21 protein-coding genes and 2 tRNA genes are annotated in these 26,032 nt (G+C 55.3%); 2 read left to right on the top strand and 21 right to left on the bottom strand.

The features are described from left to right. The 5 genes from CRO08_RS10815 to CRO08_RS10795 all read right to left on the bottom strand — a co-directional run bounded on the left by CRO08_RS10815 (window position 1) and on the right by CRO08_RS10795 (window position 5,043). Window positions 1-228: a hypothetical protein gene (locus CRO08_RS10815; protein WP_073114535.1), complete on the bottom strand. Its 228-nt coding sequence runs from the start codon at window positions 226-228 to the stop codon at window positions 1-3. After that, complete coding sequence (locus CRO08_RS10810) at window positions 215-1,108, bottom strand: 4-hydroxybenzoate octaprenyltransferase (RefSeq protein ID WP_097036196.1); 894 nt, start codon at window positions 1,106-1,108, stop codon at window positions 215-217. Before CRO08_RS10810 ends, CRO08_RS10815 begins: the two co-directional genes overlap by 14 nt. Further along, window positions 1,102-1,728: a UbiX family flavin prenyltransferase gene (locus CRO08_RS10805; RefSeq protein WP_097036195.1), complete on the bottom strand. Its 627-nt coding sequence runs from the start codon at window positions 1,726-1,728 to the stop codon at window positions 1,102-1,104. The genes CRO08_RS10810 and CRO08_RS10805 overlap by 7 nt, the downstream gene beginning before the upstream one ends. After that, on the bottom strand, window positions 1,725-2,426 hold the full coding sequence (locus tag CRO08_RS10800) for a ubiquinone/menaquinone biosynthesis methyltransferase (protein WP_097036194.1): 702 nt from the start codon (window positions 2,424-2,426) through the stop codon (window positions 1,725-1,727). Before CRO08_RS10800 ends, CRO08_RS10805 begins: the two co-directional genes overlap by 4 nt. A 115-nt stretch (window positions 2,427-2,541) precedes the next feature. Beyond that, window positions 2,542-5,043 carry a CotH kinase family protein gene (locus CRO08_RS10795; protein ID WP_097036193.1) on the bottom strand — a complete coding sequence of 834 codons (2,502 nt, stop codon included), beginning with the start codon at window positions 5,041-5,043 and terminating at the stop codon, window positions 2,542-2,544. A 169-nt stretch (window positions 5,044-5,212) separates the two neighbouring features. On the opposite strand from CRO08_RS10795, the gene CRO08_RS10790 reads away from it, so the two are divergent. Further along, a tRNA-Phe gene (locus CRO08_RS10790) sits at window positions 5,213-5,285 on the top strand. A gap of 114 nt (window positions 5,286-5,399) precedes the next feature. Here CRO08_RS10790 and CRO08_RS10785 read toward each other — a convergent pair. Further along, on the bottom strand, window positions 5,400-6,563 hold the full coding sequence (locus CRO08_RS10785; protein ID WP_073114531.1) for an HD domain-containing phosphohydrolase: 1,164 nt from the start codon (window positions 6,561-6,563) through the stop codon (window positions 5,400-5,402). 96 nt (window positions 6,564-6,659) lie between these two features. On the opposite strand from CRO08_RS10785, the gene CRO08_RS10780 reads away from it, so the two are divergent. Continuing rightward, window positions 6,660-6,740: transfer RNA gene (locus tag CRO08_RS10780), tRNA-Ser, on the top strand. Between the two features lie 116 nt (window positions 6,741-6,856). Here CRO08_RS10780 and CRO08_RS10775 read toward each other — a convergent pair. The 15 genes from CRO08_RS10775 to CRO08_RS10705 all read right to left on the bottom strand — a co-directional run bounded on the left by CRO08_RS10775 (window position 6,857) and on the right by CRO08_RS10705 (window position 25,829). Further along, window positions 6,857-7,573 (bottom strand): ComF family protein, encoded by a 717-nt coding sequence (locus tag CRO08_RS10775; RefSeq protein WP_097036192.1) that lies wholly within the window; start codon window positions 7,571-7,573, stop codon window positions 6,857-6,859. 67 nt (window positions 7,574-7,640) lie between these two features. Further along, complete coding sequence (gene rodA, locus CRO08_RS10770; RefSeq protein WP_097036191.1) at window positions 7,641-8,894, bottom strand: rod shape-determining protein RodA; 1,254 nt, start codon at window positions 8,892-8,894, stop codon at window positions 7,641-7,643. Then, window positions 8,891-10,738 carry a penicillin-binding protein 2 gene (gene mrdA, locus CRO08_RS10765; RefSeq protein WP_097036190.1) on the bottom strand — a complete coding sequence of 616 codons (1,848 nt, stop codon included), beginning with the start codon at window positions 10,736-10,738 and terminating at the stop codon, window positions 8,891-8,893. The genes rodA and mrdA overlap by 4 nt, the downstream gene beginning before the upstream one ends. Continuing rightward, window positions 10,731-11,222: a rod shape-determining protein MreD gene (gene mreD, locus CRO08_RS10760; protein WP_097036189.1), complete on the bottom strand. Its 492-nt coding sequence runs from the start codon at window positions 11,220-11,222 to the stop codon at window positions 10,731-10,733. Before mreD ends, mrdA begins: the two co-directional genes overlap by 8 nt. Continuing rightward, window positions 11,212-12,042, bottom strand: coding sequence for a rod shape-determining protein MreC (mreC, locus tag CRO08_RS10755; RefSeq protein WP_097036188.1), 831 nt, complete (start codon window positions 12,040-12,042; stop codon window positions 11,212-11,214). The genes mreD and mreC overlap by 11 nt, the downstream gene beginning before the upstream one ends. Window positions 12,043-12,060: 18 nt before the next feature. Further along, window positions 12,061-13,083, bottom strand: a complete 1,023-nt coding sequence (locus CRO08_RS10750; RefSeq protein ID WP_072807807.1) for a rod shape-determining protein — start codon at window positions 13,081-13,083, stop codon at window positions 12,061-12,063. A gap of 50 nt (window positions 13,084-13,133) precedes the next feature. Further along, window positions 13,134-13,514, bottom strand: a complete 381-nt coding sequence (locus CRO08_RS10745) for a hypothetical protein (RefSeq protein WP_072808000.1) — start codon at window positions 13,512-13,514, stop codon at window positions 13,134-13,136. Between the two features lie 85 nt (window positions 13,515-13,599). After that, window positions 13,600-14,892, bottom strand: a complete 1,293-nt coding sequence (locus tag CRO08_RS10740; protein WP_097036187.1) for a hypothetical protein — start codon at window positions 14,890-14,892, stop codon at window positions 13,600-13,602. Window positions 14,893-15,010: 118 nt separating this feature from the next. After that, window positions 15,011-15,946, bottom strand: a complete 936-nt coding sequence (locus tag CRO08_RS10735; RefSeq protein WP_097036186.1) for an AgmX/PglI C-terminal domain-containing protein — start codon at window positions 15,944-15,946, stop codon at window positions 15,011-15,013. A gap of 3 nt (window positions 15,947-15,949) precedes the next feature. Then, window positions 15,950-16,498 carry a biopolymer transporter ExbD gene (locus CRO08_RS10730; RefSeq protein WP_088637637.1) on the bottom strand — a complete coding sequence of 183 codons (549 nt, stop codon included), beginning with the start codon at window positions 16,496-16,498 and terminating at the stop codon, window positions 15,950-15,952. Between the two features lie 2 nt (window positions 16,499-16,500). Next, on the bottom strand, window positions 16,501-17,394 hold the full coding sequence (locus tag CRO08_RS10725; RefSeq protein WP_097036185.1) for a biopolymer transporter ExbD: 894 nt from the start codon (window positions 17,392-17,394) through the stop codon (window positions 16,501-16,503). A gap of 40 nt (window positions 17,395-17,434) precedes the next feature. Then, window positions 17,435-18,055 carry a MotA/TolQ/ExbB proton channel family protein gene (locus CRO08_RS10720; protein ID WP_072807802.1) on the bottom strand — a complete coding sequence of 207 codons (621 nt, stop codon included), beginning with the start codon at window positions 18,053-18,055 and terminating at the stop codon, window positions 17,435-17,437. 187 nt (window positions 18,056-18,242) lie between these two features. After that, complete coding sequence (locus tag CRO08_RS10715) at window positions 18,243-22,088, bottom strand: tetratricopeptide repeat protein (protein ID WP_141398335.1); 3,846 nt, start codon at window positions 22,086-22,088, stop codon at window positions 18,243-18,245. Between the two features lie 46 nt (window positions 22,089-22,134). Further along, entirely contained in the window at window positions 22,135-24,360 is a 2,226-nt protein-coding gene (locus tag CRO08_RS10710) for a tetratricopeptide repeat protein (protein WP_097036184.1), read from the bottom strand. Window positions 24,361-24,371: 11 nt separating this feature from the next. Further along, window positions 24,372-25,829 carry an OmpA family protein gene (locus CRO08_RS10705; RefSeq protein WP_255252330.1) on the bottom strand — a complete coding sequence of 486 codons (1,458 nt, stop codon included), beginning with the start codon at window positions 25,827-25,829 and terminating at the stop codon, window positions 24,372-24,374. Window positions 25,830-26,032 lie beyond the last annotated feature (203 nt).

The following is a 26,032-nucleotide window of genomic DNA, read 5'->3' as shown; positions in this document are numbered from 1 at the left end:
CTACAGTTTCCGCTTAAAGTACATACTCCCGATGAGCGAAACGGCAAGCACCACGATCATCGCTGTTAGCCCCATCTCGGCAAGCGGGGTCTTGTCGCCCGCAACGCCCGACTCTATAAGAATCACGAACACGACGGCAATCACCGCGCCCACGGTTCCCATCTGCTGGAACATCTTGATCTTGTCTTCGGTCGTGAACTTTCCGTCGGTTTTCTTAATAAAGGGCATTGACGTCGCCTCCCATGCAAATCCACACGATGAGCCCCGCCATCACGAGCACGCTTATCGCGACATTCGCCAGGAAAAAATCGCGGTTCATGGCATCCAGGTCATCGGATTTTCTGAACAAATGAATATACAGGACGGCGGCAGCCATAAGCCCCGTCACCACCCACCAGGGAATTCCCATGTTCCACACGAGCCCGAACGCGACACAGAGCGCGAGCATGGCAATGTGGCTCCAGAAGGCAATCTGCAGGGAGCGCTTGCGGCCAAAACGCGCGGGCACGGAATGCAGTCCCATCTGGCGATCAATCTCTTCGTCCTGCGTGGCATAGATGATGTCGAAACCGCCCATCCAGAGCATGAGAATCACGAGCAAAAATATCGGGAACACCGCAAACTCGCCCCGAATGGCAATCCAGGCGCCGAGCGGGCTCATCCCTATCGCAAAGCCCAGGAACCAGTGGCATAGCCAGCTGAAACGCTTCCAGTAGGAATAGGAAAGCAACAAAAGCCATACGGGCAAGGCGAGCATGCCCGCGAGAGGCTGCAACAGGTACGCGAACGCAACGAACAGCACGCCGTTTATGGCAAGGAACGCAATTACCGATTTTTTCGAAAGGCGGCCCGCAGGCAGGTGGCGCTTCGCCGTGCGCGGGTTCTTCGCGTCGATATCGGCATCGGCAATGCGGTTGAAACTCATCGCGCTGTTGCGGGCGGTCACCATGCAACCGACAATCAGGAGCACGATGCGCGCAGTCTCGGCAGCGGTCATGTCGCGGAACCCGTTCGCCGCCACCCACATGGAGCCGAGCGCGAAGGGCATCGCGAAAAGCGAGTGGCTAAAGCGCACCATGTGCCCGAATTCAAGAATCTTCTTTAGCATATAGGACCCCCGAGCGCATTTTGCGACCCGCCATCCGTGGGCATTTCCTGACCGGCGGAACCTTCCCATGCCTTCACGATTCCGGAGCATTCTTCCACCGACGCCGCACCCAGATGCTTCAGGATTTTCGCAACGACGGTATCTACCAGTTCCTCGATACTTGCGGGCCTGCTATAGAACTGCGGCGAGGCGGGCACAACAATCGCACCCGCACGGGTCACGCGTTCCATGTTCTCGATGTGGATGAGGTTGTAGGGCATCTCGCGCGGGACAATCACCAGCGGGCGACGCTCCTTGAGGCAAACATCCGCACTGCGTACCAGCAGGTTGTCGGATGTCCCTGCAGCGATGCGTCCGAGCGTGCCCATGGAGCAGGGCACCACAGCCATGCCCGCATAGTCGGCAGACCCGCTCGCGCATTCCGCGAAGAAATCTTCCACGTCATAGCGCTTGTCCGCAAAACCGTAGAGAGATTCCTGCCCCTCAAACTTGACAACATCGCGGCCGGGTGCCGTCACCACAAGCGAAACCTCATGCCCGAGGCGCTTCAGGTGCATCGCCGTGCGGGTAGCATATATCGCCCCGCTGGCCCCCGTCACTCCGAGGATATAGCGGCTCACGCATCACCTCCCGCCGGCATAGACTTCCGGCGCAGAAGCACGCGGTACGCCACCCCGAAAAAACAGGGTTTCACATGCACAAGTTCAAACCCGTTCCTTTCGGCGAGCGCGACAAAGTCCGCCACCGGCAAAAAACGGATAATCGAATTCACTAGATATTCATACGCATCGCGCTTGCTGAAAAACGCTCCCAGCACGGGAATAAACAGCGGGGCAAGCACCTTGTAGAAAAACTTGTTGAACACATTCCGCGGAGAGAAAAATTCTAGCACCTGCAGGTAACCGCCTTCACTAAGCACGCGCGCGGATTCCTTCAGGCCACCCTCGGCATCGGGCAGGTTGCGCATCCCGAACCCGTTCAGAATCACGTCGAACGCACCATCCGCAAACGGCATCTTCATCGCATCGAGCTGCACGGGAACAGCCGCCGTCTTCTTGCCTGCGGCACCCTTCAACATCCCGTAAGAAAAATCGCCCAGAATGGCCACGTCCAGCACGCCGTTGAACTTCTCGTACGTAACCGCAAAATCGCCCGTACCGCCACACAGGTCCAGCAAGCGTTTTCCGGGGCGCATCCTCCGAATCTCGCGGCAACACGCCCGGCGCCACAAGATATCCTGGCCACAACTCAAGAAGTGGTTCAAGAAATCGTAGCGGTTCGCGATACCGTCGAACATCTTTCGCACGGGACTTTTCATACGCACAAATCTAGAAATATCCCGCGGGCATTCCCGTACCCGTGACAAACATTCGCACGATAAACAAAAAACGCGGACTTAAAAGCCCGCGCAAAATTTCGACCCGTCAGTTCGCTTACTTGAAGTTTGCCGTAATCGTCTGGCCTTCCGTGATGTTCACGAGATGCGGGTTGTCGGTAGAACCGTCAGACCATCCAGTAAACACGGCTCCATTCGAAGGCACAGCTGTCACCTCCATCTGGTTTCCGCTGAAGAACTTGCCCGTGTACTTGGTAGAAGTTGCGGTGCTGCCCGGGAGCTTCATGCCTTCCATCAGCACGGAGCCGTTCCCGTTCGACGAAATCGTCATATTGACCATTTCGCCCAGGCCGAACTCGTCCTTGTACTGCTGCAGCATATCGCTGTCGCGCTGGCGGGCCCATTCCGTTATGCTCGAATTCGATACGGTGAACGAACCGTAGCCACGTTCCTTCTGGCCGTTTGCTTCCAAATCCCTTTCCGCTTCAGTTTCATCAATCGAGCCCGCCATCTTCGCACGGACCTTCTCGATGACATCGGCGTTCAGGTAATTCTGCAACATGACGGCAGCATGATTGAGGAACAGGCGCTTGAAGTCGGGATTCTTGATGAGGCGTACGTAGAACACGTGGAAGCAGTGTCTCTTGTCGCCCGTGAAGGCCTTGTCGTTGCTCGTATAGCACTTGCCACTGCTACGGCCACCCTGCTTGACCCAGTCAAACATGTTCGTACTCTGACCAAAGCCCTGCACGTTCCAATCCCAGTTGAATCCGTGGTCAAGGTCGTAAACCATGAACTTCCACATGTTATCCGGGCTGCGCCAGGCACGCACGTTGTTGTTCGGCCAGTCACCGTTATGGATATACATCTCGGCAGCCATGTAATCTGCAAAGTTGCCGACATCCATCATCGTCTTGAGCTGTGCATAGGATGCATTGTTGTCGCCACTGAAATCGTTGTCCGCGGCAAGTTCAAGCATGGAGATGTACTCGTCGGGCGTACCATTGCTTGCCGTAACCGTCTCGGTAAGGTGCTTGACCATCGTCACGGTAGAAGCCTCGATGCCGTAGTTCGATTCGACATAGTTCTTGTTGAAACGTTCGCGCATGTCGTGGATGCCGAAGTACTTGCCGTTGTAGAACACCACCACCTGGCGGCTGCGCTGGTAATCGACACCGCTGCCTTCAAGGATAGCACCACCCAGGGCATCGGCAAAGTAGTCGCTCACGAAGCGGTTACCATTGTTGCGGAGGTTGAATCCCTTGTACTTGTCGTTTTCGCTCTTGCGGGTATCAAACAGGGAGTAATGCAGCCAGCCATCCTGATATTCTTCCCTCATCACGATAGCGACGGACTTCTTGCGTTCCAGACGGCTGTAGTTACCCATCATGGAAATTCCCGCTTCGATATCCCATGCAGACTTGTCCGAGGAACTGCCATTGGGGAAGTATTCCACGTGCACAGGGAATTCGACATCCTCGTACAGGCCGGAGGGAGCCGCTTCCGGACTACTAGCATTCGTGCTTCCGGGGCTCGGCTGAATGTAATGCTTGTTGAAGAAATCCGGATTCACGCTCACCGCCACCACAGGCATGTTCACGTGTTCGCCCACAAAGAACGTCTTCGTAACCACCTGCGTACTGAGCGAGCCATCCTTGAAGACGGCGCAACGGAGCGTCGTGTTCTTGTCGAACGTCTTTGCAGAATTGAATTCCTGGGAGTTCGCCCCCGGAGCGGAGCCGTCCTCGGTGCAGCGCAACTTCACGCCACTCGGCAGGGAAGGCGGATTGATTGTTACCGGATCATTGTAGAAACCGCCCTTGATCTGGCTCAGGTCGAGTTCCGGAGCAAGCGCGTCATAAGCGGTCGAGCCGGTATTGGGCTTTTCGGGAGTCGGCTTGTCGAAATACTTCCAGATGCCACCGTCGGTAATACCCCAGCTCAGGTCACCCTTCGTGATTTCGGGGAACGCAACGGAATCGCGGATGCCGTAGGCGGCATCGATCAGGTAAACCGTTCCGCCGGCCTTGTCCATCTTCCAGCTGGTGTGGGTACGGGCGTGCATGTCGCCGTTATCTGCGCCCTTGACTTCGGTAATATTCTTCTTGTCGCAGAACACGATGCGGAAGGACTTCGCAGCGATAAGCTCGTCGCCGAACACCCACTTGCGGGGCTTCTCAAGGCTTTCGACAAGCGCATAGCCCTTCAAGTTCGCAGCGACATCGCCCGCGTTGTAGATTTCCACCCATGCGGGGTCCTCGCCGGATTCATCCAGCCACGAAAGGTTCAGCGGAGAAATTTCAGTAATGCGGAGTGCAGAGTTGCCCACCCAGTGGGGCGTCGTATCCTTGGGCACAACGACATGAATCGTGTCAAAGATTGTATCACCATTAACAATCTTGCGAACGGTGTCGATTTCAATCGCAGACGAGGAACCAGGATTATCCGAACCCGGCTGGCTATCGCTAGAAGAGGGATCGTCACCCGATAACGGAGGAACAACCGGGCTGTCGCTACCTTCATCGGAGGAACAGGCATAGAGCCCAAGGCAAAGTGTCCCGACTGCAAGGAGGGTCCTAATCTGGAATTTGTTTCGCATATTCAAGCCTATAAAATGTTAAGCCCCACGGAGCAAAGCGCCGCGCACAACCAATCGAACATCCTACCCTAAATTTAGAAGAATATTCTAGAAAATCAAAATTTTTTCGGTAATATTCTATTTACCCTTGACAAATATCACGTTTTCTTCTATCTTTGGCTTACCAAATGGTTCTGTAGCTCAGTTGGTAGAGCAGTGGACTGAAAATCCGCGTGTCGTTGGTTCAACTCCAATCGGAACCACGAAGGCCCCCGACCCAAAGTCGGGGGTTTTCTTTTTTGCAAAAAACACCGAAAAACAAAAAAACGGAACCCCTTCATCCCGGGTCCCGTAAATTTTTTGCAATATAAACGGTCTTAAACAGCCGCAGCCTCGAACTTCGCGCGCGCCTGCCTGAAGCACTCGAAAACATCGTCCCAGTGCTCCACAAGCACGTCGATGAGTTCCGGCTGGAACTGCGCTCCGCGCTGCTTGATGAATTCTTCCTTGACCTTCTCTTCGGGCCACGCGGGCTTGTAGCAGCGCGGGCTCGAGAGGGCATCCAGAACGTCGGCCACGGCGCAGATACGGCCAGCCAGCGGGATTTCCTCGCCCTTGAGTCCACGCGGGTAGCCCTTGCCGTCCCAGCGCTCGTGATGCGAGCCCGCAAGCGTCGCGGCAAAGCGCAACAGGTCGCGCTTCGACTTCATGAGGGTTTCCTCGCCCTTGATGGCGTGGGACTTCATCACCTCGTATTCCTCGTCGGTGAACCTGCCCGGCTTGTTCAGGATGGCATCGGGAATGGCGACCTTCCCCAGGTCGTGCATCGGGGCGGCAAGGCGAATGCGCTGCGCCTCCTCTTCGCTGAGCCCGTAATACTGCGCCAGCTTGTAAGAAATTTCGGCCACGCGCTGGATATGGTCACCCGTCTCGCGGCTCCTGGATTCGGAAACGTCGCCCAGGATGTGAATCAGTTCTTCCTGCGTCGCCTCGAGTTCATCCTTGGAGTCTTCGACCTCCGAGGTCAGTCGGGCGGATTCCACAGTCTTTGCAGAATACACGGCGGTAAGCGAGAGGCGCTCCAGGTCCTGGTTCGAAAACACCTTCTCCTCGCCCTGCTTGTTTATCGCCTGGAAAACCCCCATCACCTTTCCCTGCGAATCGAACAGGGGCACGGTCATCACGGACGTCGTACGGTAGTGGGTTTTCTCGTCGCTGCGATGGTCGAACCTCGGGTCAAGGTAGGCATCGGGAATCAGCAACGGCTGGCCGTTCTTCACAGACCAGCCCACAAAACCAGCCGCAATCGGAATGCGAAGCTCGCTCACCCCATGAGCGACCTTCGTCCACAGTTCCCCGTGCTCCTCGTCGGTAAGCCACAGGGAGCAGCGGTCCGCCTGGACAAGGGAACGACCCATGTCGGCCATAAGCACGAGCAGGTTGTCCATCTTCCTTTCCGCGGCGATTTTCGGCATGTAGGAGAACAGGAGGTCAAGGACCCGCTTGTTCTCCACCACAGTATTTTCTGCAATTGTCTCCATATTGAAAAATTTAATTAATATTCATTCCAGCCAAAGACAATCGCCCAAATTCCATTGACGAAATGGCGTGAGTTTTTTATTGTTGGCGTTGAATCCGGAGGAATAGGCTAATTGGTAAGTCAGCGGTCTTGAAAACCGCCGCCGTAAGGCTTGGGGGTTCGAGTCCCTCTTCCTCCGCTACCTCGGCACCTTCGGTGCCAGTTATTAGTCAATAGTTACTAGTTATTTGAATTGCGGGTTTCGAGAAGCATATCGAAGCCCGCTTTTTTTATTTGGAACTCGGAACTAGTAACTCAATTGCCATCCCATTCCATCCGGCAGTCCGCCACGAAGTCCATCGTCGCGGATATGGGCTCGTCATAAAGGAGCGTGCATACCTTCGTATCGAGCACCGTCCCGCGGCGCAGGGCATGCACGCACGCCCCCGTAGTCGCCCCGGTCGTGTACACGTCGTCCACCACAAAGATAGTCCCCCGCGAAGGCATATTCCTCGGCAGTTTCGGCTCGAACGCGCCCGCCACGTTATAGCCGCGCTCCTCGCGCGAAAGCTTGGTCTGCGACACCCTGAAGTTCGTACGTGAAAGCCAGTTGCAAACACGGCCCCCGGTACAGGTGGCGAGCGCCGATGCAATCTTCTGCGCCTGGTTGTATCCGCGTTCCCTGAACCTCGAACTGTGCAGGGGGACAGGCACAAAGTAGAACGGCCTTGCAAGCAACGCCATGCTCTGCGCGATTTCGCCCCCCTTCACCGCGGTAGATCGCCTTACCAGGTACGACGCCATTCCCGGAATCCCCCTGTATTTGAGCGCATGCACGAGCCTGCGCGTAAGCGGGCGCACGGGGAACATGCACATGGCATCGGGCGAAGGGAACGAATATGCCAGCGCCTCGCGGGCAAGTTCTTCCCTGCAGGCAGAACACAGCCAGGGGTCCAGCTGTTCCGATGCCCGGCCGCAGCCCAGGCACTCCATACCAAAAAGAAAGTTTGTACAACGACGGATAATTTCCATAATGAAACCGCCCTCCTATACCTATAAACGGCTTCAAACGGAAAATGAGCCAAAATGCCTGTTTTTTTTACTGACGCCAGCCCTGGAATCGCATGCAGAGGATTCCGCCCACAAGCACCATGCAGGTAAGGGCGAACGACCCGCCGTACGAAAGGAACGGGAGCGGAAGCCCCGTCACGGGCATGAGCCCGATAGTCATCGCGATGTTCACTATCATGTGGAACAGGAATATGGTACAGGCCCCCATGGTAATGAGCGTAATGAAGGGGTCCGCGAACAGCTTGCACGTGGAACTCGCCCGCCACAGGAACAGCGTGTAGAGCGAGAGTATGAACAGGCAGCCCGCAAAGCCGAACTGTTCCCCGAGCACGCTGAAAATGAAGTCGGTGTGTTCTTCGGGCAAGAACGCGAGGTTTGTCTGCGTGCCCTGACCAAAGCCCTTGCCCGTAAGGCCGCCCGAGCCAATCGCGGTAAGCGACTGCAGCACCTGGTAACCGTCACCCTTCGGGTCGCTCGTCGGGTCGAGGAACGTATGCACGCGCTTCTGCTGGTGAGGTTCCAGCATATTCCACGCCATCGAACTCGCGTAACCCGCAAGGATGTTCGCCGCAAGGAAAAGCACCGTCAGCACCTTCGGGAGCCTGCGGCGTACCAGCGCGAACACCACCGCGCAAATCAGGAGGCCCCACAGCACCTGGAATACGATGTCCTGGGAATGCGAGAACAGCACCGAAAGCACCGGGCTTGCAAGCAGGAACATGTCGGTAAGCGTAAGGCCCGCAAAGAAGAACGCCACGTACGTGACCGCGATGAACACGAGGGCCGTACTCAGGTCTGGCTGTTTCAGCACGAGCGCGAAAGGCACAATGAACAACAGGGCAGGAACCACAAAGGTCTTTACCTTGTAGAGGCTCACCGGGTGGCGGGAAAGCCAGTACGATATCGTGAGCAGGTAGGCAATCTTCGCGAATTCGGAAGGCTGCAGCTTGAAGAACCCGAGGTCAATCCAGCGCCCGGCGCCCTTTACCACGTCACCCGCCACGAACAGCACCACAAAGAGAAACACCAGGGACAAAATATACAGGGGAACCGTCGCCCTTTTCAGCCAGTCAATCTTCAGGAACACGATACCCGCGGCCAAGACGCATCCGCCAGCAAAGTAGAGAATCTGCTTGAACCAGAGAGTTTCGTAAAAAGGCAGGTTGTCGCTCGCCGTCGCCGAATACACCAGGCAGACGCCACACGTCATGAGGGCAAGCGTTATACCGAGGAACAGCCAGTCCACTCTCCTGGTATTGTCGAGGAAATGGTTCAGTTTCATTTCTTCGCCTCCTCTTCAAGCCCGAAATACGCCATCATCACCTTGCGCGCAATCGGGGCCGCCTTCGCGCCGCCACCGCCTGCCGCCTCGAGAATCACAGCGACCGCGATTTGCGGGTCATAGAGCGGGGCCACAGCCGCATACCAGGCGTGAGTCTTCTCGCCCTTCTTCCATTCGCCGGAACCCGTCTTCGCGCCCACCCGGATACCCGGGAGCGCGCCGCGCTTGCCCGTGCCGCCCGGATGGTTCACCACGGAATCCATCGCCGCAAGGAGAATCCTGTGCGTTTCCGGCTTCATCTTCCCGGGCCGCACTATCTCGGGTTCGAATTCCTTCACCACGTTGCCCTTGTAGTCACGCAGTTCCTTCATGAGGTGCGGGCGGTAAACACCCTTGTTCGTCGCAAGCGAGCCGATGAACGTCGCCTGCTGCAGCGGGGTAACCAATTGCCCCTGCCCAATCGAGAGGTTCAGGATAAGTCCGCGCGCCCATCGCCAACCGAGCCTCTTGTTCCTTTCGTTAAACGACACCGAATCCGGGAGCCAGCCGCTCTTCTCGCCCGGAATGTCAATGCCGAGCGGTTGCTCGCCGTAGCCGAAGCGGCGCCCGAACTCGTTGATGCGGGCCATGTCGATATCGAGACCCGCCTGGTAGAAGAACACGTCACACGAAAGCCTCAATGCATGCACCACGTTCAGGTTGCCGTGCACGCCCCAGCACTTCTGGTAACGCGAACCGAACTGGTAGCCGCCCGTACAGGGCTTCGGGTAATACTTCGTTTCCGAAAGTATTCCGCTCTCGAGACCCGCGCCGGCGGTCACAAGCTTGAACACCGATGCAGGGGGGTACGTTCCCGAAATCGCACGGTTCGTGAGCGGGCGCATGGAATCGAGCGCCACTTGTGCCCAGCCCTTGTTGCGTTCGCGCTTCTTCAACGAGAAAATGTTCGGGTCGAGGCGCGGCGAACTCACCATGGCGAGAATCTCGCCATTGCGCGGGTCAATCGCCACGAGCGCGCCCTTCACGCTGTCGGCAATCGCCTCTTCCGCCACCTTCTGCAACTTGAGGTCAATCGTAGAAACCAGGTGCAGTCCCGGGACAGGCGGTTCACTCTCCACACCGCGCACCAGGCCCACCTCGCGGCCCATCGCGTTCACTTCCACAAGCTTCAGGCCGTTCTTGCCTCGGAACTCGCTATCGTAATGCTGCTCTAGACCCTTCTGGCCGATACGATCGCCCTGCGAGTAATCCGCAAACTCGGGCAACTTCAGCTGTTCTTCCGAAATCTCGCTCGTGTAACCGAGCACGTGCGAAGCAAGCGTCCCGTAAGGGTACTCGCGTCTCGATTCGATGAGGGTCGTAACGCCCGGGAGTTCGCTCGAGTGTTCCTCGATTATCGCCACCTGCTCGGGCGATGCGTCCTCGAGAATGCGAATCGGGCGGTTCTTAATCCAGTGCGCCCTCTGGAATGCCGTATCGAGCGAAAGCGAGTCGAACATGCGCTCGCCGTTCTTGTCCACAATCTGCAAGAGGCGGTTGAAAATAATCGCGCGGGCAGAATCCCTGCGCGGCAAGTGCATCGCCTGCAAGGCAATCTGGTAAGAGGGGCGGTTTCGCACCAGCACTTCGCCATTGCGGTCGTAAATGAACCCGCGTTCCGCCACAAGCACAACACGGCGCAGGCGGTTGTTCTCGGAGCGCTGGAAGTTCTCGTCGTAATCGAGATACTGCAAGCTAAAGAGTCGAACCAGGAGAACGGTAAAAAGAATCACCACGCCGGCCATGAACACCAGCACATTCCAGTTCCTGGTCTGGACGCTGTCGTTATCCGACATGCTAAGCATGGCGTTTCTTCTTTCCGACAGACAAGTGGAACACAACGGCCCCGATAACCATCGTATAGGCGCATTCCGGCAATGTCTTCGAGAAGAACAGGTTCGTGACCACGTCCTTCTCTAGTCCGGTCAAGAAGAAATAGAGCATGTCGCAAAGGAGGAACCCGAAACCGAGCACGCCCACCTTCGCGGGCAGGTTCAGCGTAAGGAACCGCTCTTCAAGCTGGCCCACAAAGAACCCGAGCACCGTCATCGAAATCGTATTTGCGCCGAGCCATTCCACCGGGGCGTAAACGTCCTGCGTAAAGCCCGCAAGGAATCCCCACAGCGCACCGGCCGCAGGCCCGTGCTTTATCGCAATCGACACAATCAAAATAAGCACGAAGTCGGGCCCTGCTCCAAAAATGGAGAGCCAATCCGCAACCGTCGTCTGCAACGCGAAGCAGATTACAAACAAAATAAGAACACGAATCCATTTCCAGCTATTGTTCATCGAGCAACTCCTGGATAATCCATTCCGGTTCCTTTTCCATCACGAACACTTCCTCGAGCGCCGAGAATTCCTGGAACGGCACCACGTCCATCTGGCGCATCACATCGAGGTCAGACTTGCGCACCGCCTTCACCGTACCCACGGGAATCCCCTTCGGGAATATCCCGCCAAGTCCCGAAGTAATGAGCGTATCGCCCACTTCCACGCCCGCATGCGAAGGAATCAGCGCCGTAAGCAGGTGGCCGTCAACCGATTCAAGGAACCCCACCACGCGCGATTTCTTCTCGAGTACAGACAACTTAAGGTTCGGGTCCACCAGCAACTGCACACGCGAATGCGTGCTTGTCGCCTTCGTAATCTTGCCCACGAGCCCGTTCATCGAGAACACGGGCATATCTTCCTTCACGCCCTGTACCGTACCGCGATTAATCACGAGCGTCGTAAGGAACCTGCCAGGGTTATGCCCCACCACGCGCGCTGTCACAATCGGGTAATCCCACTTGTCATCGAACCGGACCAACGTGTGCAGTCTTGTCAGTTCCTGCAAGCCCTCGCTCGCGTAGTACGTTTCCTGACGCAGGCGTGCATTTTCCTCTTTCAGGCGCTCGTTCTCTTCAACTACCGAATGGTATGCGCCCACCGAAGATACGACCATCTGTGCCGGATAGAACACCGTACCGAGCGCCGTAGAGATTATGTTCTCGCGCACCGTCTGCGGAGCCTGCCGCATCAAGAGGCCAACAAGCAAGAAAAAGGCAAAAGCGACAACGCCATGCCTTTGAGTAAACAGTTCAACTATAAAGCGGAACGCCCTAAGCATCGAACAGTAGAATCCCCGTTAATTGGAAGATGCTACCAACACGGGGCGATACTTGTCGAGGTCCTCGAGAATGCGAGCGGCACCCTTGCAAACGCAGGTGAGCGCTTCGTCAATCACATTCACCGAGAGTCCCGTTTCCTTGCGGATACGTTCATCGAAACCGCGGAGCAGAGAGCCACCGCCAGTCATGATGATACCCTTGTCGTAAATGTCGGCAGAAAGTTCGGCGAGCGTAATGCTCAGAGCCTGCTTCACAGCCTCGATAATCGCAGTCACGGGTTCGTTCAAGGCCTCGCGGATTTCCGTGCTCGAAATCGTCATCGTGCGCGGCATGCCGGCAATAAAGTCGTGACCCTTGACCTCCATGGTCAGTTCTTCCTCGAGCGGGCTTGCAGAACCAATCTGGATCTTGATCTGTTCGGCAGTGCTTTCGCCCACGTGGAGGTTATACATCGTGCGGAGGTAACGAACAATGGCTTCATCCATCTCGTCGCCGCCCACGCGCACAGACGCGCTACAGACGGTGTGGTTCAAGGCAATCACCGCGATATCGGAAGTACCGCCACCGATATCCACAATCATGTTACCCACAGGGTCTTCCACAGGGATGCCCATACCGACAGCGGCAGCCATCGGTTCGTGAACCAGGTGGACTTCCTTCGCACCAGCCTGCTTGGCGGCATCGATAACGGCGCGGGTTTCCACTTCGGTAATGCCGCTCGGCACACCCACAACAACGCGGGGTCTGACAATCCATAGCGGGTACTTCTGCACGCGCTTAATGAAGGTCTGGAGGAGTGTTTCGACCAGTTCAAAATCCGCAATCACGCCATCGCGCATGGGGCGCACGGCACGCGTCTCGCCCGGGGTCCTGCCGAGCATCTTTTTCGCTTCGAAACCAATCGCCGACACGCGATTGTTCTTGCTGTCCACGGCAATCACCGTAGGTTCGTTAATGACAATGCCCTGGCCTGCCACGTGAACGAGAGTGTTCGCCGTACCCAAGTCGATACCGATATCACAGGAGAAGAGTCCGAACAAAATATGGTCCTTTGAAAAGGTGAATCCTTACAAGCGAAAATATAAAACTTTTATTTCTGCTTTTCCTTGCGATCCAAGGAATCCTGCCCGAATTTGAGCGCCTTGTAATAGCGGTCCCACTGGCGCGCATGGGCGTCGTAGCGGTACTTGCGCTTCTCGTGCATGTTGATGTCCTGATAAATGAAGAAGTCCACCTCGGCATACGCCGAATAGATGGCGGCAGTGTCGCCCGCAAACAGCCTGAAGTCCTTCACGCGGTAGTAGGGCGTATCGAGGATTCCGCTACGGTCACCCGATGCATGGATGGTCTGAGCCACAATAAACTTGAGGTCTTCCTGGACATACGCGTTTAATTTATTCTCAATACGTTCCGTCCTTTCAGAACAACCTAACAAGACAATCGCCGTAAGCAAAATAAGCAAGTATTTCATGGTTGGAAAAATAGTTATCATCGCAACAAAAAAAAAGAAATGCCCTCCGGTTGGAGAGCATTCCTCAATAGCCAGTCCTTGCCTACTAGAAGGAGTAGGTAGCAGAGATTCTCGAGAAGATGCGGCCTTCGCCCTGGAACGGGTTGCGGAACAGCAGGTCTTCGGCGACAGTCACGTCGATCTTCAGCTTTTCTTCGATGTTGATACCGAAGCCGAAGCCCACGTGGTCGTCGGCAGTGCCGTTAGCAAGCGGGTTCGTGCTGAAGAAGTTGCCGCTGTCGGTGCAGATGCCCGAACGGCCCTTGTTCTTTTCGTTCTGGTCGCAGTCGGTGTAGAGGATGGACTTCTGACCGCCGACGCGGATTACGAACCAGTCCCACCAGATGTTGCGTTCGATACCGAAGCTGATCATGCCGCCGATGTCGCGACGTTCATCCCAAGCCGGATCGTCGTTGTCGTAGGAATTGTAGACCCTCTCGCCAGTGGTGTAGTCAATGCTCCAGTCATGAGCCTCGAGCTTGTCCCAGATGAAGTCGAGACCCAACCAGAAGAAGCCGCGGTCGAGAGCGACGTTGATGCCGAGGCCGACCTGGGCACGCTTGTTGTCGATGCCCGGAGCTTCGATGAACTTAGCGGAAACCGCGGGTACCAGTTCGCCGTCGATTGCCTCGAGGGTGAAGAAGGCGCGGGACTTAGCAAGGAAGCTGAAGTCGCCATCATCGAAGAAGTTCTTGTGGTCAGGGCCGAACTGGATGCGAGCGAGAGCGAACGTGAACTCGAAGTCGATGTTCGCACCGAACTGCATGTTCAAGCCTGCATCAGCCTGCACGATGGAAGCGTATGCATTGTCATCGACCTGGTAGATGCCACTCGGGGTCTCGTAGCCACCGTCCTGGTGTGCAATGTAGATGTGCAAGCCGAGAGCGTCGCCGTTAGAGAGCGTGAACCCGAGGAAGCCGTCGAAGTTCGTAACGGTTTCGGGAACGTTAGAGATGTCGCGGCCATTTTCAGCAATCACGCGGTTCGGCAGGTAGCGTGCGAGTTCCTCGTTGATGCGGCCGAAGAGACCACCAATGGAAAGACGCGGATCCGGATTGTTCTCGTCACCGAGGGAGAGCGAGAAGATACCGCCGAAGTTCGGGTGCATCGGGTCCTGGTTCTTACCCGTATCGACATCCTGCGTGTAAGGTCCGAACTCACCGATCAAGTAGTTCGGGTAGAGATTGATGTTTGCAGGGTTGTCGAAAATACTCACATCATCCATGATGTAGGTCGTGTTCTTGCCCATGGATTCGACGCGAGCGAAGGTAGCGAATGCAGAACCTACCCCGAGGATTCCAAAAGCAGCGCCAACGGCAATTGCTGATCTCAACTTCATTTGAGGACTCCTATTAAAAATTCTGATATAAAGTTAGATTAAATTAAAGAAAAACGCAATAGAAAAATAAAAAAAGACCACGCTTTTTGAGCGTGGCCTTTTTTCAACAGGTTTTCCGTTATTCGGAGAAGGTGAACGGAATCGTAACGGTGGTGTTACCGGACTTAACCTTGCTGAACGTCCAGTTGGAGACGGCGCCCTTGATCTGAGCATCGAATTCGCCGTAACCAGTGGTGGAAGACGCAATGGAAATGCTGATAACTTCGCCACCCGGAGCGATCGTGAACTTCAGGGTAACCTTACCCTGGAATCCCGGTTTCTTCTTCAGGAACTTGTTGTAGATGTGGCGCAGACCCGGGGTACGCTGACGGACGACCTTCATGATGTCCGCTGCGGAACGAGAGCCACCACCTGCACCCATGTCAATGTCACGGGCAGACGGGGTCTTGATGTTACCCTTGGCCTTGGTAGCAATACCGCCACCGCCACCGCCGAAGAGGCCTGCGAGGCCGTCGCCGATACCACCGGCACCGCCTTCAGCGTAGCCTTCGTTGAAGCCACCGTCAGCCTTACCGCGACGGCCACCGAGAACGGTCTTACCCGTCGTCTGGAGGCCAGCCACGTCCTTAAGAACCTTATCGATGTCCTTGGTGAACTTCTGGTTCTTCATAAGGTCGTAGGCAGCAGCACTAGCAGTCTTGGTCTGAGCAGTGAGGAGCTTGAGCACGCCGCGAGTCTGCGGAGCGTTCGGCTGGCCCTTACCACGGGGCTTGCCACCACCACCCGCCTTCTTGCGGGGCTTCTTGGGCTCTTCCTTCTTCTTCTCTTCCTTCTTTTCTTCCTTCTTCTCGTCCATAGACATCTGGGCGGTCAGGTCGGGGCCTTCAGAAGAGTCGAAGATAACTTCATCGACGACCACTTCGTACATGGAGGCCCAGAAAGAAAGGGCAAGAGCGACAAGCACAGACGCACCAGCGATGGTGGCCATCTTCTTGTCGGATTCAGGCATAAGAGCCGCAACTAACGGATCTACAGGAGTATTTTTCTTAGCCATAGATTATTCCTCCCCTCCGTTCTTTTCGAGAACGGCAAAGGAAACGTTCGTATAGCCGCTCATCTTCTCGTAGCCAGTTTCGCCTTCGGAAGAAGTGCAGGACGGCACGCCAGCGATACCGCAGGTAGCCATCACCTTATACATGGCGTCGTAGGGGATGCTCTTGTCAATCTGGACAACAACGCTACCGGCTTCGTCGGCAGGCTGGCCCTGACGCAAGTGCTGGTCCACTTCGGCCTTACGTTTCCCGTAAAGGGTAGTAAGAACAGGCTGAACACAGAGATCTTCCTGAGCAAGCACGTCCGGAGTCGGCACGACTTTCTCATTGTCGACCACCACGTACTCCTTATCGATCACGACCGTCAGAGAGACTTCTGTCGGCTGGACCTTGGACGTGGAGACCGGAAGGATCAGGTTTTCGGCCTGGGTCAAAAGCTGACCTTCAGCGTCCATGTTCTTGATCATGAACACCAGGATGATGGTCATCATGTCCATCATCGAGGTAATCGAGAACGGGACGTCGTCAGCGTATTTACGAGTTCTTCTAGCCATGATTAACCTCCCAACTTTGCAAGGTTGATCTTGCTGAAGCCCGCTTCCTTAGAACGGTCCATGAGCTGGATGATCTTGTCGAACTGCGTATCGTCGTTAGCCACGATGATGATGTTGTCGACGTCTTCCAGGTCGATGAACTGCGTATGGATTGCGATCAGATCCTTTGCGATGAGATCGTATGCGGAAAGCGGATGAATGAGGTTCTTCGCCGCAACGTCCGGTTTGAGCGTGCGAGCAGAGTTCGGGGTAAGGGTTGCGAGAGCCGTACCTGCAGCGGGCTTCTTGAGAGCCGGCGGCGGAGTCAGGCCCATAGCGCCTTCACCCGGGAGAGCGAGGAAGTTGTTGTTGCCGTCAACATAAGCACTGTCGGCAACAGGTTCTTCGGGAGTACCCCCGTTGGTGTAGAGCGCCCAGATCACGCGACCCGGATCCTCTTCAGATTCTTTCTGGATAGCCCAGAGTTCGATAGCTTCGATTTCGTAGAGATACTTCTCTTTATCCATCTCGCTACCGTCCTTGCACTTCGGACCATGTCCGGCTTCAACTGCGGCCTTGACATCTTCGACGGCATGGGTAATCAGCTTAGCATCGGACTTGCAGCGGAACGTCCACATTTCCTTGAAATAGACGTTCGGCTGGAAACCACCACGAGCACCAATCACGAGATATTCGTTGGTAATCGCGAGGCTCAAGTTCAATGCCTGCTCATCCGGCGGAGGTGTTTCATCGTTCGGGTTGATCATACTGCGCTCGGGCAGGTTCACCTGAACAATTGCCAGCTTGGAGAAAGCAGCCATGGAGAGAAGCATAGGAATCAGAATCGTGAACAAGCCCATCGCCGGCAACAGGTCCGGTTCTTCAGGCTTTGCTGGTTTCTTGATTTCTTTTGCCATTTTTTAAAACTCCGTTAAAAGACTTAACTCTCAAAGAAAATTAGACGAGAGAGTTGATAATCTTGAGGCCCTTTTCTTCCATTTCCTGGATGAGGCGTTCGGAGTTCATGTTGAGGAAGCCCACAATGACCAGGAGAGGCACTGCGGAGAGAAGTCCTTCAAGCGTCGTACCCATAGCGATAGCGATACCGTCGGAAAGAGCCTTGGCACGTTCAGAAGCGGGTTTGTTAGCCACAGCGTCGAAGGTGTAGATCAGACCGTAAATCGTACCCATAAGTCCGAGCAACGTAGAGATGGAAGCCATCACAGAAATAAGGGAGATGTAACGAGTAAGACGCGGAGCTTCAGTCAGGAACACTGCATCGCAAGCAGCCTGCATGCCTTCGCGGCCACCGGCGCGGTTGGCAACGATAGCAGACATGATACGGGCAACCGGGAGGTTGGTAGCGTTGGCGAGGCTCAGAGCCTGGTCATACTGCTGAGAGCTGATGAGCTTACCGAAATCAGCGAGGAACTTGGCACGGCCCTTGGAGCTCTTCACCAGGATGTAGATGATACGTTCGATGGAGATGCCGAGACCGATGATGAACACGGCCAGGATGATCCACATGAACTGCCAACCATCGGATTCAGGGCTGAAGGATTGAAGCATTTTAGACATTTTAGATTACTCCTTTCGAGTGTTGTTTTTGTGTTTGTTTTTGAAATCTTTGTTCATATTTATTTTTTTTTGGGCGTTTTTGGAGGGTCAACGGAGTAAAACTTTATTTACCGCGTCAGAAACCCGCCTAAAGCCCTAAAAATACGGGGAACCTATGAACAAGGTCCCCGTAAAATAGTTTTTACCGCTACTTCTTCTTGCCCTTCTTCTTACCAGCCTTCTTCTTGGCAGGTGCCGGAGCAGGGGCAGCCTCTTCAGCAGCAGCAGGTTCGTCCATGGACGGTTCCGGCTCGGCAGACGGGGCCGGAGCACCCATCAGCTGCTTCTTGAGTTCCTCAAGTTCGGCCTTCAACTTTTCGTTTTCAGCCTTGGCATCCTTGATGATTTCGCGGAAGGTATTGATCCTTTCTTCCGGAGTCATGACTTCGGACTTCGAGATCTGTTCGATACGGGCCTTCGTCTTGAAGTAGCTCGGGTCAGAGAACAGAGTCGACGGGTCAAACTTTTCGATCTTCGTGGCGAGAACTTCGTTCGCTTCGTCGAGAGACTTCAACGTTTCGAACAACTTCGCGGTCCACTGGTTGTCGATACCATAGTGGGCAGAAGCCTTGATACCGGTAGCGCACTGCGGAACGGCGAGTTCCTTTGCGGCGTTCGACTTGTTCTGGAGCTCTTCACGGTAGGCCTCGAGGTCTTCGTGAGCGGCTTCGATAGCGTCGGCCTTCACCATCTCTTCGTAGATGTATTCCTGAACGATGGCGGCAGAGTCCGGAAGCGGTGCGTTAGCGAATGCATCGGCAACCTCGACGAACACGGCGCAGCCCTGGTAGAACATCTCGATATAGCCTTCTTCAGCCTCGATCACGTCCTTGTTGTAGAAACCCTGGTCGCGGGCAAGGTCGATGTTCTTCTGGAAGATCGGGCGAGCCTGTTCGTAGTAGCTCGGCAGCTGCTGCACGATGGTAATACGTTCGGCAAACTTCTCTTCTTCCTTCTTCGCGTTCATTTCCTGTTCGCGGATCTTGGCGGCCATGGTCACGAAGAGCATACCCATCTTGTTCGTGGCGCGGAAGGTCCACTTTTCAGAAGCGTAGGCAGCAGACTTGGAGTAGTGACCCATAGCCTTCTGGAGCATTTCCACCAAGGTCTTGATGGTCTTGGCCTTGTCCTTTTCCTTACCCTTCAGCACAATCGGGTCCATCTTGTGGAACTCGTGTTCACCCATGTAGAAGGCGGCTTCGGCCGGGATACCCGGGTCGGCGTTCTTGATCTGCAAACCGTACTTGTCGTAAGCTTCGAGAGTCTTGCGGTAGTCTTCGATAGCCTTGTCTTCTTCCTTCAGTTCCATGTAGGCACGGGCTGCACCGATGTAGGCGGCAATCAGCTTTTCCTTGTCTTCCTGGTACATCTTGAGGAAGTTGTGGTATTCGGAGGCGGCAAGGTCCCACTTCTTGGCGTTAGCGTAAGCCATCGGGATGGAGAACGCGGCGTCAAGAGCGTAGGTGCTCTTCGGGTAGTCGCGAACGAGGTCCTTGGAGCAGCGGATGGCTTCGTCGGTCATCTTCGCTTCGTCGTAGCTCAAGCAGGCGCTGTACAGGAAGCTCGGGGTCTTCTCGTTCTTCGGGTAGCGCTTGTAGGCAAGTTCGTAGGTAACAGCAGCGTTCTTCTTATCCGGGATGGAGTCATACACGGCGGCAGCAAAGCCGATTGCCTGGAACGCCATGGAATCCTGCGGGAAGTTGTTCGTGATGAAGAGGAACGTGGTCGCAGCCATCTGCGGCTTGTTGTCCTTCTTGTATGCGGATGCGGCACGGAGCACGCCCTTGATAGTGAGCGGAGAACTTGCGTACTGCTTCGGGAGAATCATGAAGGTTTCGGCAGCCTTGTTGTACTGGTTCGCGTTTTCGAACGCGGCAGCGGCTTCGAAGATAGCCTTGTCGGCAATCTCGACCTTCGGGTAACGCTTCACGAGAGCCAGGTAAGCATTGGCACCCTTCTCGTACTGGCCTTCCTTGACAGCCTTTTCAGCCATCTGGTAGAGCACAAATGCGATAGCCTTTTCGGTTTCCTTAGCCATCGAGTCGTTCTTGGTGGCCTTCACCTGCGTGTACTGCTTCAACAGCCATTCGAATTCGGTGAGAGCCTCATCGAGCTGGTTGGATTCAAGCAAGGACTTGGCAAGCATCTGGCTGATGAGCAAGATGTACTGGTGGTTCGGGTACTTCTGGCGGAGTTCGCGAAGAACCGTAACCGCAGTCTTAAACTTCTTGGCATTGTAATGGACAAGGGCTGCGTTGTAGGAAAGTTCGGCAGCTTCCTTGTTCTGGCCAAACTTCTGCATGTACTTGTCCACCTGGGCGAAGTAAGCCTTCGTTTCGGGGAGGTCGTAAGCCTTGACCGTATCGCCGTTAGCCTTGCTCTTGAGAGCGGCTTCGCGGGCCTGGTCCATCATGAGCACGGCGTTGTACGCGGCTTCTTCCTTCTTCAGGAGGGCAGCGGAACCGAGGGCACGACGGCCATAACGGGTAGTGTCGGTATCGACAATCCAGTTGAACATCTTGGCGGCGTTCGCATGCTGGCCCATTTCCTGGTAAGCAGCAGCGAGGTCGATATGCACGGTGTATTCATCCCAAGTCGGCTCGTTCTTGTAGCGGGTCAGGAATGCCTCGTAAGCCTTGATAGCTTCGGCATAGCGACGCTTACCGCCTTCGATATCACCTTCCTTGGTGATCTTGGCAGCCTGCTGGTGATGGTAGTGCGGAATTTCGAGCATAGCGCCACGGATAGCCTTGTCAGCGTTCGCGACGGATTCCTTATACTTGGCGTTCTTCTTGCGCCAGGAGGAGTTCTTGTCGTAGCGCTTCACCACGACATAGCGGTATTCCTGAGCCTGGTCAAACTTCTGCTGGACGAGCAAGATCTCGATCATGGCAATATCGGCGAGCGGAGCGTCGATGTAGTCCGGGTTGATCTGCATCAAGCGCTTGAAGGACTGGACAGCTTCTTCGTTACGGTCGTGGTCCTTGTTCTTCATACCAATGCGGTAGTACACGGAATCCTTGAACGGCACCTTCTTGTCCTTGAGGAAGGCTTCAGCTTCGGCGACACCACCACCTTCAAGGTCAGAGAAGGAGGCAGCCATGAAGTCCATAGCTTCAGCGCGCAAGTCGTTAGGATATTTACCCTTGTCGGCACCGATGATATATTCGTAGTACTTGTAAGCAGCCGTTTCGTATTCGGCGATGTTGTAGTAGGATTCAGCCAAGTGGTACATGGCGAGAGCCGCTTCCTTACCGGTGAGGTTCTCGAAGCCGGTCACCTTCTTGTAGGCGGCGATAGCGTCACGGAACTTGCGGTTCATGAAGTGGTATTCGGCAATACGGAGCCATGCCTTCGGCACGAGACCGTCGTTCGGGAAGTTCTTGACGAGACGATCGCGGAGCTTGAACGCCTTTTCGTCTTCGCCGCTAGCTTCCTGCACGGCAGCGGCCTGGTAGAGCACCACCGGAATCTTCGGAGCCTTCGGGTACTTGTCGATGTACTCGAGGAAGTAGCCGAGGGACTTCTGGTGGTCGGCCTTCGGGTACTGGCCGATGTTCGCACACTTGGCCGGCTTGTTATCGCGGTCGGCACACCAGGCGACATCTTCTTCGTACTGGCCCTGGATATCCAGGAACTGCTTTTCTTCGAGCATGAACTGGTAGTGACCCAGCTGCTGGAGAGCACCGGCACAGCGGTCGGACTTCTTGCCCTTACAGGTTTCGCCCTTGGCGAGCTTTTCCCACTGCTCGATGGCCTTCACCATGCCCTGTTCGTCGAGGCCGCCGGAACGGCATGCCTGTTCGGCCTGGTTCTTGATTACCTTATAGGAACTGGCGCACTGCTCATAACCAGATTTGCCCTTCCCGATGGACTTGCACTTGGCAAGCATTTTCTTTGCTTCGTTGGTCTTTTCCTTACAAGGATCCGATGCGGCGAAAGAAGTTCCGATAAAGGAGCAAACAATCGCAGCGACAAGAATGATTTTTTTCATCGTTCTCTATCCACCTATATAATCATAAAAAAGGGAAGGCCCCGGATTACTCCAGGTCCTCCAATTCTTCGAGTTCCTGAGCCGCTTCGGAAGAAGTCGAGCCCTGGCCCATCTTGGTCTTCACAGTAGCGAGAGTGAAGCCCGCATCTTCGAGGATGCGCTTGCGGTTGGATTCAAAGCGGTCACTCTGGATGGCCCTCTGGGTGAACGCGGCGTAGTCTTCGATAGCCTGGTTGGCCTTGTCGAAGGTCGGGCGCAGAGCCTCACGCTTGCTTTCCACACGCGGGGTGGGCAGCTGGCGAGCGAGGTCAAGTGCCTGGACCTGCACGGAGTCGAATTCGCTCTGCATAGCGTCGTATGCCTGGCGGGCGCTATCGCGGGCAGCCACGGACACAGCCGGCTTCTCGGTCTTGGCTTCAGCCTGTTCGAGAGACTTGGCAGCATTCTGGTAGTCCTTCTTCATGAAGTAGCAGTAACCCTGGACGAGGTAGGCTTCGGACACGAGGAAGGATTCCGGAAGGTTAGAAATGATCCACTGGGCAGGCTTCATGGCTTCGTCCGGCTTGTTTACCTTGAGGAAGGACCATGCAATGCCGAGCATAGCTTCGTCGTACACCGGAGAACCGGCCTGCACCTGGCCATACATCTGGGCGGCGGCGGCAATGTCAGCCTTCTCGCCGGAGAAGTAGAGGTGGCCGAGCTTCACGCGGGCAGCGTCCTGGAGGTCCTGTTCGGACTGGTTGGAGTACTGCTGCTCGGTAATGTCGCGGAAGCAGTTTTCAGCTTCTTCGAACTTGCCGAGGCGGCTGTAGGCGATACCCATGGTGTAACGGGCATAGAAGTAGTTCGCGTTACCCGGAAGGATGGCGGCGAGCAGGTCGACAGATTCCTGGTAGAGGCCCTGTTCGAACTTGATCTGGCCGGCAACGTAGTCGGCGTCGGCCTTCACGTCGCTTTCACCGAACTTCTGGGCAATGTTCTGGTACTTGCTCATGGCTTCGGTGTACTTGCCTTCCTTATAGTCGATGTTCATCAACTGGAAGTGGTACTTGGCCTTCTGGTCGCTCTGCGGATAGCGCTTGATAGCGTCTTCGTACACGGACTTTGCAGCCTTGTGCATGCGGAGGTTTTCGAAAGACTTTGCCTTGTAGAACGCAGCCTGGTCAACGAGGTGGAATGCGGGGTACTTGGTCTGGACCTTACCGAAGGCGTAAGCAGCTTCGAGGAACTGACGGTTCAAGTACAGGCGCATTGCGGCACGGTAGTCGTTTTCAGGTTCGATCTTCAAGCGACGGTAACGTTCCTCACCGATTTTCTCTTCGCGGGTGTCACCGAAGCGAGAAGTAATCTTCACGGCCCAGATGAAACCACGGTTCTTCTTGGCGTAGAGGTCGTCATGAGACATTTCCAAATCCAACTGGAGGTAACGGAAGATGCTCACGTCCTTCACGTTCACCGTAGCACCAGCAACGAAGTAACCTTCCTTGGTGAAACGGCCACGCACGCCCAAGTGCGGGGAGAGGTAGTAGGTCAAGGTGAAGCTGGTCTCGAGGTTGAAGCCTTCGCCGCCTTCCTCGTCATCGTGCATGATGTCAATGAAGGATGCTTCGATCTTCGCTTCGAGGCTCCTGTTAAGACCGCGGTAGAACAAGGAGAAGTTCAGGTTCGCGGGAATCTTGTAGGCTTCACTTTCGGTGAAGAGCACCACTGCCGGAGCGTCGTCGCTCGTGGCGATGGCCGGCTGCAGCACGTTCTGCAAGGCGACACCCACGAGGAGGTAGCCGAGCTTGGAAGAAGCGAGCGGGTTCCAACTGATACCGATGTCAGAACCGAAGGTCACCTGCTTCACGTCGTCGAACTGGTTGATGTAGAGCACCGAGATGTCCACACCGAGAGAGATCAACTGGAAGAGGTTGTAGGCATAGCCGAACATGAACGCGTATTCACCGTAGGACTTGCCACCGTCGATAGAAGCGCCGTTCTCGAAGAACGAGAAGCCGAGCGTGTGCTTGTAGTCCATCGGGAAAGTCAAGCTCACGTATTCCTGGCTTGCTTCGCCGCTGATGGAGCTGAAGAACGCAGCGCTGAATTCCAACTGTTCCGTTTCAGCAATGCTGGCCGGGTTCACGTACATGGCGGTGTTGCCGCCGAATTCTGCGAACCAGTCGTTCTGCTGATACTTGTGCGGAGAGTAGGTAGCGTCAGCAAACAGGGAGCTGGCCGCCACTGTAAGTCCGAGGACCGATGTCTTGATGAAACTAGTATGCATCATCACCTACTCCTTTACTTGATATCCGTGCGAATGAACTCGATACGACGGTTCTGCGCACGCCCTTCGGGGGTTTTGTTAGAGGCAACCGGCTGAGAGTCGCCCTTACCGCTTGTAACAATGCGGGATTCGTTAATGCCATTTTCGACAAGGAAGTTCTTCACTGCAGCGGCGCGGTCGGCGGAGAGCTGCTTGTTCTTTTCCTTGGAACCAACGTTGTCCGTATGACCCACAATTTCGAACGTCGCTTCCTGGAAGGTTTCCATGATGTCGACAACCTTCATGAGGGACACGTGAGAGTCCTGAGTGATGGTCGCCTTGCCGGATTCGAAGTTCACGCCTTCAAGCACGAACACCTTCTTCGGCGGCTGCGGGACTTCGTCCGGGCATCCGTCGTCGTCCTTGTAACCGTTCTGGGTTTCAGCCTGTTCGGGGCAGCGGTCAACACCCTGGCACACATGAGCAAAGTTTGCGAGCAAGCCCTTGGCTTCGACCCACGGGTCGCAGAGACCGTCGCGGTCGTTGTCGGCATCCGGGCAGCCATCGTCATCCTGGTAACCGTCGAAGTCTTCGGCTTCTTCGGGGCAGTTGTCGATGCCGGTGCAAACAGAAGCATACTTGTCGGAAACGCCTTCTTCGGAAACCCACGGATCGCAGAGGCCATCGGCATCGGTATCCGGGTTGCGGGTTTCTTCGGCCTGTTCTTCTTCCTTCACAACCTCGACAGTCGTAAGACCGATGTCGAGCTTGCCCTTACCGCGCTTGAGCATCGGCGAGGTGGACTGGCAGTAGAAGTTCGGCTTCGAGAGGGAGTGGTTCATGAACTTCGGATCGAGGGAAACGTTGGTGCGGTTCACCTTGATGAAGTGGTTGAACGGGTAGTAGTTCTTGTAGATGTTGTTGTACTCCACCTTCGTCTGGCCGGCGGCCGGGTCGGCGAACACACCGTAGTAGTGGTTCTCCATGAAGATGTTGTTACGGGCGACCACGTTGGTCGGTCCCTTCAGGGCAAGGCCCGAATAGCCGTTACGGAGCACGACGTTGTGCTCGATGAAGGCATCGAGGGACTTTGCACCCCAAGCGAGGATGCCGGACCAGCGGTTGCCGTACACCACGTTGTTGCGGAGATGCGGCAGCGAGATGAACGCACCGATACCCGTAGCGTGGTTATCCATCACGTAGCAGTGGTGAATGTAGGGGGCAGCGTTTTCACAGAGGATGCCTTCGAGACCGTTCCTCACAGTGAAGTGCGACATTTCTGCGCCCGAAGTACCCATGACGGTCGGACCATTGCGGCCGCCATCGATGATTGTTGTCAGCGGATCTTCGCCTTTCAGGATCACGCCCATCACGAGAGTGATGTTTTCGTTGTAGGTGCCGCGCGCTACCTTGATGGTATCGCCAGCATCGGCATTACCGAGAGCGTCACCGATTTTCTGGAATTCGCCAGGCACGTTGATGATTCTTGCCATGGCGGTTCCGGAAAGAAGCAAAGCCCCGGCCGTAATTAAGACCAGTTTCTTTAGGGTCATACTGCTACGTTTCTCCAATCATAGAACACATAAAATCGTTTGTTTTTTGGTTTGCCGAATCGACAAATTCAAAACCCGAATGGGAATATACCTTCATAACGGGCTCTAGTCAAACGCTTTTTGAGAAATAACCCAAAAAAACG

This window comes from Fibrobacter sp. UWT3 (assembly GCF_900230125.1).
GTDB lineage: Bacteria > Fibrobacterota > Fibrobacteria > Fibrobacterales > Fibrobacteraceae > Fibrobacter.
Note: the sequence above shows the minus strand (reverse complement) of the source record. Positions and strands in the feature narration are given on the sequence as shown.

What these genes read in the sequence shown, in the direction of transcription:
- CRO08_RS10815 (WP_073114535.1), bottom strand. Translation starts at nt 228, where the DNA reads ATGCCCTTTATTAAGAAAACCGACGGAAAGTTCACGACCGAAGACAAG.
- CRO08_RS10810 (WP_097036196.1), bottom strand. Translation starts at nt 1,108, where the DNA reads ATGCTAAAGAAGATTCTTGAATTCGGGCACATGGTGCGCTTTAGCCAC.
- CRO08_RS10800 (WP_097036194.1), bottom strand. Translation starts at nt 2,426, where the DNA reads ATGAAAAGTCCCGTGCGAAAGATGTTCGACGGTATCGCGAACCGCTAC.
- CRO08_RS10795 (WP_097036193.1), bottom strand. Translation starts at nt 5,043, where the DNA reads ATGCGAAACAAATTCCAGATTAGGACCCTCCTTGCAGTCGGGACACTT.
- CRO08_RS10785 (WP_073114531.1), bottom strand. Translation starts at nt 6,563, where the DNA reads ATGGAGACAATTGCAGAAAATACTGTGGTGGAGAACAAGCGGGTCCTT.
- CRO08_RS10775 (WP_097036192.1), bottom strand. Translation starts at nt 7,573, where the DNA reads ATGGAAATTATCCGTCGTTGTACAAACTTTCTTTTTGGTATGGAGTGC.
- rodA (WP_097036191.1), bottom strand. Translation starts at nt 8,894, where the DNA reads ATGAAACTGAACCATTTCCTCGACAATACCAGGAGAGTGGACTGGCTG.
- mrdA (WP_097036190.1), bottom strand. Translation starts at nt 10,738, where the DNA reads ATGCTTAGCATGTCGGATAACGACAGCGTCCAGACCAGGAACTGGAAT.
- mreD (WP_097036189.1), bottom strand. Translation starts at nt 11,222, where the DNA reads ATGAACAATAGCTGGAAATGGATTCGTGTTCTTATTTTGTTTGTAATC.
- mreC (WP_097036188.1), bottom strand. Translation starts at nt 12,042, where the DNA reads ATGCTTAGGGCGTTCCGCTTTATAGTTGAACTGTTTACTCAAAGGCAT.
- CRO08_RS10745 (WP_072808000.1), bottom strand. Translation starts at nt 13,514, where the DNA reads ATGAAATACTTGCTTATTTTGCTTACGGCGATTGTCTTGTTAGGTTGT.
- CRO08_RS10740 (WP_097036187.1), bottom strand. Translation starts at nt 14,892, where the DNA reads ATGAAGTTGAGATCAGCAATTGCCGTTGGCGCTGCTTTTGGAATCCTC.
- CRO08_RS10735 (WP_097036186.1), bottom strand. Translation starts at nt 15,946, where the DNA reads ATGGCTAAGAAAAATACTCCTGTAGATCCGTTAGTTGCGGCTCTTATG.
- CRO08_RS10730 (WP_088637637.1), bottom strand. Translation starts at nt 16,498, where the DNA reads ATGGCTAGAAGAACTCGTAAATACGCTGACGACGTCCCGTTCTCGATT.
- CRO08_RS10725 (WP_097036185.1), bottom strand. Translation starts at nt 17,394, where the DNA reads ATGGCAAAAGAAATCAAGAAACCAGCAAAGCCTGAAGAACCGGACCTG.
- CRO08_RS10720 (WP_072807802.1), bottom strand. Translation starts at nt 18,055, where the DNA reads ATGTCTAAAATGCTTCAATCCTTCAGCCCTGAATCCGATGGTTGGCAG.
- CRO08_RS10715 (WP_141398335.1), bottom strand. Translation starts at nt 22,088, where the DNA reads ATGAAAAAAATCATTCTTGTCGCTGCGATTGTTTGCTCCTTTATCGGA.
- CRO08_RS10710 (WP_097036184.1), bottom strand. Translation starts at nt 24,360, where the DNA reads ATGATGCATACTAGTTTCATCAAGACATCGGTCCTCGGACTTACAGTG.
- CRO08_RS10705 (WP_255252330.1), bottom strand. Translation starts at nt 25,829, where the DNA reads ATGGCAAGAATCATCAACGTGCCTGGCGAATTCCAGAAAATCGGTGAC.